The 8517-nt window shown below is 47.4% G+C and carries 8 protein-coding genes; all 8 read left to right on the plus strand.

The features are described from left to right. Positions 1-898: adenosylcobinamide-phosphate synthase CbiB (gene cbiB / locus Q0277_RS01055; protein WP_297994655.1), on the plus strand; the 898-nt coding region annotated here is incomplete at its 5' end. A gap of 5 nt (positions 899-903) precedes the next feature. Further along, positions 904-1161, plus strand: a complete 258-nt coding sequence (locus Q0277_RS01060) for a hypothetical protein (RefSeq protein ID WP_297994658.1) — start codon at positions 904-906, stop codon at positions 1159-1161. Between the two features lie 52 nt (positions 1162-1213). Continuing rightward, entirely contained in the window at positions 1214-2311 is a 1098-nt protein-coding gene (gene pglE / locus Q0277_RS01065) for a UDP-N-acetylbacillosamine transaminase (protein WP_297994661.1), read from the plus strand. Beyond that, positions 2311-4116, plus strand: coding sequence for a nucleoside-diphosphate sugar epimerase/dehydratase (locus tag Q0277_RS01070; RefSeq protein WP_297994664.1), 1806 nt, complete (start codon positions 2311-2313; stop codon positions 4114-4116). The genes pglE and Q0277_RS01070 overlap by 1 nt, the downstream gene beginning before the upstream one ends. Continuing rightward, complete coding sequence (gene hisH / locus Q0277_RS01075) at positions 4113-4838, plus strand: imidazole glycerol phosphate synthase subunit HisH (RefSeq protein ID WP_297994666.1); 726 nt, start codon at positions 4113-4115, stop codon at positions 4836-4838. Before Q0277_RS01070 ends, hisH begins: the two co-directional genes overlap by 4 nt. After that, positions 4838-5545, plus strand: a complete 708-nt coding sequence (gene hisA / locus Q0277_RS01080; RefSeq protein WP_297994669.1) for a 1-(5-phosphoribosyl)-5-[(5-phosphoribosylamino)methylideneamino]imidazole-4-carboxamide isomerase — start codon at positions 4838-4840, stop codon at positions 5543-5545. Before hisH ends, hisA begins: the two co-directional genes overlap by 1 nt. Positions 5546-5623: 78 nt before the next feature. Beyond that, positions 5624-6487, plus strand: a complete 864-nt coding sequence (locus Q0277_RS01085; RefSeq protein WP_297994672.1) for a 50S ribosomal protein L11 methyltransferase — start codon at positions 5624-5626, stop codon at positions 6485-6487. Beyond that, the gene (gene ftsH / locus Q0277_RS01090; protein ID WP_297994675.1) at positions 6484-8433 is read left to right on the plus strand and encodes an ATP-dependent zinc metalloprotease FtsH; all 1950 of its coding nucleotides are present in this window, start codon (positions 6484-6486) and stop codon (positions 8431-8433) included. The genes Q0277_RS01085 and ftsH overlap by 4 nt, the downstream gene beginning before the upstream one ends. The last annotated feature ends 84 nt before the right edge of the window (positions 8434-8517 follow it).

The raw sequence follows: 8517 nt of genomic DNA on the forward strand, positions 1-8517 counted from the left end.
CCCTGTTATCATAATAGGGAAGTTAATAAGTTTTTTAGAAAAATTTTTATATAAGGCTAAAAATAAAATATTTTCAGGAGCTATTTTAAATATTTTAACTTTAAGTTCAACTTTTATAGTTTCTTTACTTCTAGCAAGAGCAGGTTATGTCATAGAGATATTTTTTCTCTATACAACATTTGCAACTAAAAGTTTAGCAGATGAAGGAAAAAAAGTTTATAATATATTGAAATCAGGGGATGTTGAAAAGGCTAAAAAAGAACTTTCATATCTTGTGAGTAGAGATACAAATACTCTATCACTTGAAAAAATTATTATGAGTGTAGTTGAAACAATAGCTGAAAATACAGTAGACGGCTCTATTTCTCCAGCATTCTTTGCCTTTGTTGGAAGTTTCTTTTCTATTGAACTATTTGGGAAAATGGTATCTCTTGCCTTACCTTTTGCTATGACATATAAGGCAATAAATACTTTGGATTCTATGGTTGGTTATAAGAATGAAAAATATATAGATTTTGGAAAAGTTTCTGCAAGAGTTGATGATGTTGCAAACTTTATTCCAGCAAGACTTACAGGTCTAATATTTGTACCTTTATCAAGTTTAATATTAGGATATAATTTTAAGAATTCTTTAAAAGTATTTTTTAGAGATAGAAATAAACATTCAAGCCCAAACTCTGGACAAAGTGAATCTGCTTATGCAGGAGCATTAGGAATACAATTTGGTGGAAAAATTAGTTATTTTGGTAAAGATTATGAGAAGCAAAAAATAGGAGATAAGTTAAAAGAATTTGACTATGAAGATATAAAAAAAGCGGTGAATATCTTATATGCTGTATCTCTTATAGCAACTATATCATTTATACTAACTAGTATTATTATAACATTATTGGGGTAATAAAAATGAATAAAGATTTACATGGAGGAAATATTTATAAATTTCAAAGAGAGGGTAAGAATGATATTTTAGATTATAGTGCTAATATCAATCCCTTAGGAGTACCACAGAAATTTATAGATATAGCAAAAGAAAATTTTGATAAATTAGTAAAATATCCTGACCCTTATTATATTGAATTAAGAAAAAAAATAGCTGAATTTAAAATTTATAACATTAAAAGTGATAAAATCCGAGCATTTAAATTTAATGCCGAAAGCTAAATTTAGCTTTGCTCCGCGCGAGGTTAAATTTAAAGATCAAGGAAGGATAGAGATGGCAAGAGTATTTTTAAGCCCGCCGAATATGGGTGGCAATGAGCTTGAGTATATAAAAAAGGTATTTGAAAGCAACTATATCGCGCCTTTGGGCGAATATGTTAATCGCTTTGAGGACGCAGTGAAGTCCTATACTGGCACGCGCGGCGCGCTGGCGCTAAATGCAGGCACGGCGGCGCTTCATCTAGCGCTTCGCTGCAGCGGCGTAAAGGACGGCGACGTGGTGCTTGGCTCCACGTTTACCTTCATGGCGTCGCTAAATCCGATATTTTACGAGCGCTGCGTGCCGGTGCTGATAGACAGCGACGAGAGTTGGAATTTAAGCCCGAGGCTGCTTAAAGAAGCGATCAAAAAATCGCCGAAAAAGCCAAAGGTGCTCGTCGTTACGCATCTTTACGGACAGGCTGCGAAGATGGATGAGATATGCGAAATTTGCGCGAACGAAGGCATTGATGTTATCGAGGATGCCGCAGAGGCGCTGGGTGGATTTTATAAGGGTAAAGCACTTGGCGGTATCGGAAAATGCGGCGCGCTAAGCTTTAATGGCAATAAAATCATCACTACCTCAGGCGGAGGAATGCTGATCTCAAACGATGAGGAGCTAGTGGCTAAGGCTAGATTTTTAAGCACCCAGGCGCGCGAGCCGCTGCTTCACTACGAGCACAAAGACTACGGCTACAACTACCGCTTAAGCAACGTCTTAGGCGCTATCGGCGTAGGTCAGATGGAGGTCTTGCCGCAGCGCGTGAAAAGAAAGCGTGAAATTTTTAAAATTTACGAGGATCTGTTTAGAGGCACCGACGTGGAGTTTATGCCCGAAGTAGAAGGTGGCGAGGGCAACAGATGGCTTACGACTTTATTATTTAAACAAAAAGGCGCTCATCTAAAGGTTATCGACGCTCTAAATAAAGCCGACATCGAATCTCGCCCTCTTTGGAAGCCGATGCATCTGCAAAGCATCTTCGCAGGCGCGCTTAGCGTAGTTGACGGCACGAGCGAGGATATGTTCAGTCGCGGCATCTGCCTTCCTAGCGGCACCGATATGAGCGACGAGACGATCGAGCGCGTCGTAAAAATCGTAAAAGAAAACATCTGATGCTGTTAAAACCCACTAAATTTAGCCGCTTCGCGTTTTTTTTGCTGGGAGATATTTTTATCTCGATCCTCTCCGTTTATATCGCGTTTTTGCTGCGATTTAGCGGAGATATACCGAACGAATTCTATAAAGGCGCGCTGCTTAGCGCCTCGAGCCTTACTGCGATTAAAATTTTCTATTTTTGGTTTTTGCGGATCTATTTAGTTCCGTGGAGATTTTTCGGTCTATATGAAGCGAGGAAGCTCTTTTATGCGCACGTTATGGCGGCGCTTACCTTTTTGATCCTGTTTTTTTTAGCGAGTAAAGTTTTTAACCCATTCCCGCGCTCGGTCATCATCATCGATGCGGCGATCTCGTTTATTTTAATTGGTGGGATTAGAATTTCAAAGCGGATGTTTCTAAGTGAGAAGAAAAACATCACGAATAACGAGCCCTGCATCGTCGTGGGCGCTACAAGCAAGACCTTTCACGTCCTAAAAGGTATGCGGCAAAAATATATCAACTACTATCCAGTGGGTGTCGTGGACGGACGGCCTGAGCTAGTAGGAACGTATTGCGAAAATTACGTCGTCAGGGCTAAGAGCGAAATTCCGCAGATGATCAAAGATAGCGGTGCTAAAACCGCGATCATCGCGCTGGCGCTGTATCCGGACGAGCTAAAGCAGCTCTACGACGAGCTGTTCGCGTACGGGCTAAAGGATATTAAACTCTTTTCGCTTTTGGAGGATGAGAGCAAAAAGATCCGCGACGTATCGATCGAGGATCTGCTCGCTCGCAAGCCCAAAGACCTCGACACCAAGGCGATCGAAAATTTTATCAAAGACAAGATCGTGCTGGTAACGGGCGCGGGCGGCACGATAGGAAGCGAAATTTGCAAGCAGTGCTTGAAATTCGGCGCAAAGCGTCTTATCATGGTCGAACACAGCGAGTTTAACCTCTACTCGATTAACGAAGCCACCGGCGCGGATGCGCGCAACGAGTTAAAGATGATAAACGTCGTTTATCGCCATGAGCTGGAGGAGGTTTTTGCGGAATTTCGTCCCGAGGTAGTCGTGCACGCAGCGGCGTATAAGCACGTGCCGCTATGCGAGTTTAACCCGCATCTAGCGGTCAAAAATAATGTCATCGGCACAAAAAACGTAATCGATCTGTCCAAAAAATACGGCGCGAAAAAGGTCGTTTTGATCTCGACTGATAAGGCGGTGCGACCGACGAACATTATGGGCACGACGAAGCGTATCTGCGAGCTTTACGCGCTAAATTCCAACGACGCGGCAAGCGACACGCAGATCGTCGCCGTCCGCTTCGGAAACGTGCTCGGCTCAAGCGGTAGTGTCATTCCTAAATTTAAACGCCAGATCGAAGCGAACGAGCCGCTTACCGTTACGCACCCCGAGATTACGAGATATTTTATGCTCGTTAGCGAGGCGTGCCAGCTCGTGCTTCAAGCAGCCTCCATCGCGCGAGGCGGCGAGCTTTTCGTGCTGGATATGGGCGAGCCCGTAAGGATCGCCGATCTTGCCAAGCGAATGCTGCAGCTTGCGGGCAAGGAGGAACTTGGCATTAAATTTGTCGGTCTGCGCCCAGGCGAGAAGCTTTATGAGGAGCTTTTGATCGACGAAAACGACAAGAGCACGAAGTATCAATCAATCTTCGTAACCCACTCCGCAAAATACGACCTACAAGAGCTAAGCTCGCAGATCGAGGAGCTTTCGGAGTGCAAGGACGCGCAGGTCGCGGATAAGCTAAAGCGCATCGTGCCCGAGTTTTCGCACCGATTGAACGGTATGAAGGGCACGGCTTGATCGGCATCGTGGATTACGGCGCGGGCAATATCCAAAGCGTAATGAACGCACTTAGCTTTTGCGGCGCTAAATTTTGCCTCGCGCGCAGCCCCGAGGAGCTTTTGAGCTGCGATAAAGCTCTGCTTCCGGGCGTGGGCGCATTCGGCGAGGCGATGGATAAGCTTCACGCAAGCGGTATGGACGCCGCGATTAAAGAGTTCGTCGCAAGCGGCAGATATTTTTTAGGCATCTGCCTGGGGATGCAGCTTTTGTTTGAGCAAAGCGAGGAATTCGGCGCGCGCAGCGGGCTTGGAATTCTATCCGGTCGCGTCGTGAAATTTGACAAAACGAAATTTAGTGTTTGCGAAGCGGAATTTCGATCCGAGGATATGAAATTTAGATCGGGCGGGGCGAAATTTAATTCAGACGAGGCGGAATCTAGCGCGCGCAGCTGGCAAAATTTTACCTGTGCCGAAAGCCTAAAGATCCCGCACGTCGGCTGGAACAGCGCGCATTTTATCAAACGCTCGCCGATAAACAGGGGCTTGAGCGAGTTTGAGTATCTGTATTTCGTGCACTCCTACCACGTCCTTTGCGCGCGCGAGATCACGCTTGCGACCACGTTTTACGGCTATGAGTTTGCAAGCGCGATTTGGCACGAAAACGTATTTGCCTTTCAGCCGCATCCCGAAAAAAGCCACGATGCGGGCATAAAAATCATTAAAAATTTTACGGAGCTGTGATGGAAATTTTCCCTGCGATCGATCTGAAACAAGGATGCGCCGTGCGCCTTAGCAAGGGCGAGATGCAAAGCGCAAAAATTTATTCCAAGGACCCCTGCGAGCTAGCCAAAAAATTTGAAGATCTCGGCGCTAAATGGCTGCATTTGGTCGATCTGGACGGCGCGTTTGCTGGCGAGGCGGTAAATTTCAAAGCGATCGAGCGGATCGTAAAAAGCACTCGCCTGCGCGTAGAAGTGGGCGGCGGTATCCGCGACGAAGCGCGCATAAAGGAGTATTTGAGCCTAGGCGTCGATAGATTTATCCTGGGCTCGGCGGCGCTTAAAAACCCGGATTTCGTAAGGAGGATGGCGAAGCTTTACCGCATCGTCGTGGGCATAGACGCAAAAGACGGGCTCGTAGCGACCGAGGGCTGGGCTGAGCTAAGCCGCGTAAAAGCGACCGATCTGGCGCGAGACTACGCGGACGCGGGCGTTTGCGCGATCATCTGCACCGACATATCGCGCGACGGGATGCTAAGCGGCGTGAATGTAGAATTTAGCCGCTCTATCGCGAAAGCTAGCGGTATCGATACTATCGCAAGCGGCGGCGTGAAAGATATGAACGACATAATCGCGCTTAAAAACGCAGAGCTAATAGCAGGCGTCATCGTCGGCAAGGCGTATTACGAAGGCACGCTCGATCTTAAAAAGGCGTTTGAAGCTCTGTAAAAACGCCCGAGCGTAAGCAAAGTTTGAACTAAATTTTAGTAATATGCAAATTTTAAAATTTAAAGGCGATGTGAGGCGATGAAAGATTTTTTTTATGAGATGATCGTAAAAAGCGCGAATGCAAGCGAGCTTTTTAAAAGCTTTGCGTTTGAGCTCGGCGTTACCTGCGTCGAGGAACGCGGCGAGAGTTTCATAATCCGCGACGAAGAGGATCTGCAAAATTTAAAATTTGCGTTTGAAGAGTTTAAAAAGGGGCTCTCGCGATCTCTTAATTTAGACGCCGATCTACAGATCGAAATTTCAAAAAAGCAAAACAAAGACTGGCTCGACGAATACAAAAAAGGGGTCGCGCCTGTGGCGGTCGGTAAATTTTACGTCCGTCCGAGCTGGTGCGAAAGATCGCAAGATCCCGCGCTAATCGATCTGCTGATCGATCCTGCGCTGGCGTTCGGCTCGGGGCATCACGAAAGCACCAATATGTGCCTAGCGCTGCTTAGCGAGCTTACTCGCGCGGGCATGAGCGCGCTTGACGTGGGCTGCGGCAGCGGAATTCTAAGTATCGCGATGAAAAAACTGGACGCAAAGGTAAGCGCTTGCGATACCGACGAGCAGGCGGTGACCGCTACGCAGCAAAACGCCGAGAAAAACGGCGTGCAGATCGATAAAATTTGGCTCGGCAGCGTTTCAAGCCTAAACGAGCGAGGCTCAAGCGAAAGCGCGCAGCCGCAGTTTGATCTCGTCGTCGCAAATATAATCGCCGACGTGATTTTGATCCTAAGCGCGGATCTAAAAAAAGCGCTAAAGCCCGGCGGCAAGCTCGTGCTGTCGGGAATTTTAGAAAAATATAAAGATAGGATTGAGCAAGCCTTTTCGGATTTAAATTTCGTGCAGATGAAAAAGCAAAACGAATGGCTTAGTTTCGTTTATGAAAGGAAGATATGAATAACAACCCAAATAATCAGTCCCCTCAAAACGGCGGCGGAAACAATTTTTTTAATAAAAATCCGATCGGCGTTTTTATAATTTTCGCGCTTATTTTGATAGTCGTGTTTAAAGCGATATCTCCAAGTGGCGGATTTGATAGTGGTGGAGTGCTGGGCTCCGTCTCGGGCGAGAGTAGAAACGTAACTTACTCCGAGCTAAAATCGCAGATCAAAAACTCTCAAGTAAGCATGGTTTCCATCGGAAGCTCCACGATTAAAGCGCAAGTCGGCAACGTAATCTACACCGCCAAGCGCGTGGATGATCCCGAGCTAGTTCAAATTTTAGAATCGCGCAAAATTCCATACGGCGCGTATAATGAGAGCAACTTTTTGACCGATCTGCTTTTTAGCTGGGTCTTGCCGCTCGTGATTTTCTTTGGAATTTGGATGTTTTTAGCCAATCGCATGCAGCGCAATATGGGCGGCGGCGTGCTCGGCATCGGAAGCTCTAAAAACCTAGTAAGCGCCGAAAAGCCGAAGGTTAAATTTAGCGATGTCGCGGGCGTCGAAGAGGCGAAAGAGGAGGTTAAGGAGATCGTAGATTTCTTAAAAAACCCCGAGCGATATATAAGCCTCGGGGCTAAAATTCCAAAAGGCGTTCTTTTGGTGGGGCCTCCGGGCACGGGCAAGACGCTGCTAGCCAAAGCGGTCGCGGGCGAAGCGGACGTGCCGTTTTTTTCGGTATCGGGCTCGAGCTTTATAGAGATGTTCGTAGGCGTGGGCGCCAGCAGGGTGCGCGATCTATTTGATAACGCTAAAAAGCAGGCTCCAGCGATCGTTTTCATCGACGAGATCGATGCGATCGGTAAAAGCAGAACCGCAGGTGGTATCGGCGGAGGCAACGACGAACGCGAGCAGACGCTAAATCAGCTGCTTGCTGAGATGGACGGCTTCGGCTCGGAATCAAGCCCGGTAATCGTCCTTGCGGCTACCAACCGCCCGGAGACGCTTGATGCGGCGCTTCTGCGTCCAGGTAGATTCGATAGGCAGGTTTTAGTCGATAGACCTGATTTTGACGGCAGAATGGCGATTTTGAAGGTGCATATGCGCGACGTTAAATTTGCTCGCGATATCGATATCGAAGAGATCGCGCGCCTTACCGTTGGCTTTGCGGGAGCCGATCTTGCAAACATCATCAACGAAGCCGCGCTTTTAGCGGGTCGCGAGGCAAAGGCGGAGGTCGAGCAAAAAGACCTGCTCGAAGCGATCGAACGCGTCGGTATCGGACTGGCTAAAAAATCGCGCCGCGTAAGCCCAATCGAAAAGCGGATCGTCGCCTACCACGAAAGCGGTCATGCGCTCATCGCCGAGGTTACTAAAGGCGCGATGCCCGTATCGAAGGTAACTATCGTGCCGCGCGGATTAAGTGCCGCGGGATATACGCTAAATTCTCCGTTTGAAAATAGATATCTGCATCAGCGCCATGAAATTTTTGCCGAGATCGATACGTTTTTGGCGGGGCGCGCGGCGGAGGATGTGTTTTTGGGCGAGATCACCGACGGAGCAGGTAATGATTTGCAGCGCGCTACCGATATGCTTAAATTTATGGCCACTCAGGTCGGAATGACTGAAGCTCTCGGGCTTGCGGTGCTCGAAAAGCAGCAGTACTCCTTCCTAAACGGCGGACAGAGCATCAAGGATTACAGCGAGGTAACGGCGGTTAAGATTGACGAATATGTCCGCAAGACGCTAGATGAGCGCTATGCGGCGGTAAAAGAGACGCTAAGGACCTACGCTCCGGCGATCGAGGAGATGGTAAAGGCGCTGTATGAGAAGGAGACGGTCTCTGGAGAGCAGATCGTGGAGATCATCTCTAAATTTGAAAAAGACAACGGCATGCCTACCCGTCTGGTGCGAAATTTAGGCGCTAACGACGATATCGAAAGCGCAAAGAGCGAAGCTTAAATTTAAAGCTTCGCGCAGGGTAAGAACTTAGGGTGGTAGAACACAACCCTGTCTTTACCCAAGGCTTGGCCGGCAAACCCGAAC

This window comes from uncultured Campylobacter sp., assembly GCF_938030815.1.
Classification (GTDB): domain Bacteria; phylum Campylobacterota; class Campylobacteria; order Campylobacterales; family Campylobacteraceae; genus Campylobacter_B.

Coding starts and splice junctions, on each gene's coding strand:
- Q0277_RS01060 (WP_297994658.1), top strand. CDS start 904: ATGAATAAAGATTTACATGGAGGAAATATTTATAAATTTCAAAGAGAG.
- pglE (WP_297994661.1), top strand. CDS start 1,214: ATGGCAAGAGTATTTTTAAGCCCGCCGAATATGGGTGGCAATGAGCTT.
- Q0277_RS01070 (WP_297994664.1), top strand. CDS start 2,311: ATGCTGTTAAAACCCACTAAATTTAGCCGCTTCGCGTTTTTTTTGCTG.
- hisA (WP_297994669.1), top strand. CDS start 4,838: ATGGAAATTTTCCCTGCGATCGATCTGAAACAAGGATGCGCCGTGCGC.
- Q0277_RS01085 (WP_297994672.1), top strand. CDS start 5,624: ATGAAAGATTTTTTTTATGAGATGATCGTAAAAAGCGCGAATGCAAGC.
- ftsH (WP_297994675.1), top strand. CDS start 6,484: ATGAATAACAACCCAAATAATCAGTCCCCTCAAAACGGCGGCGGAAAC.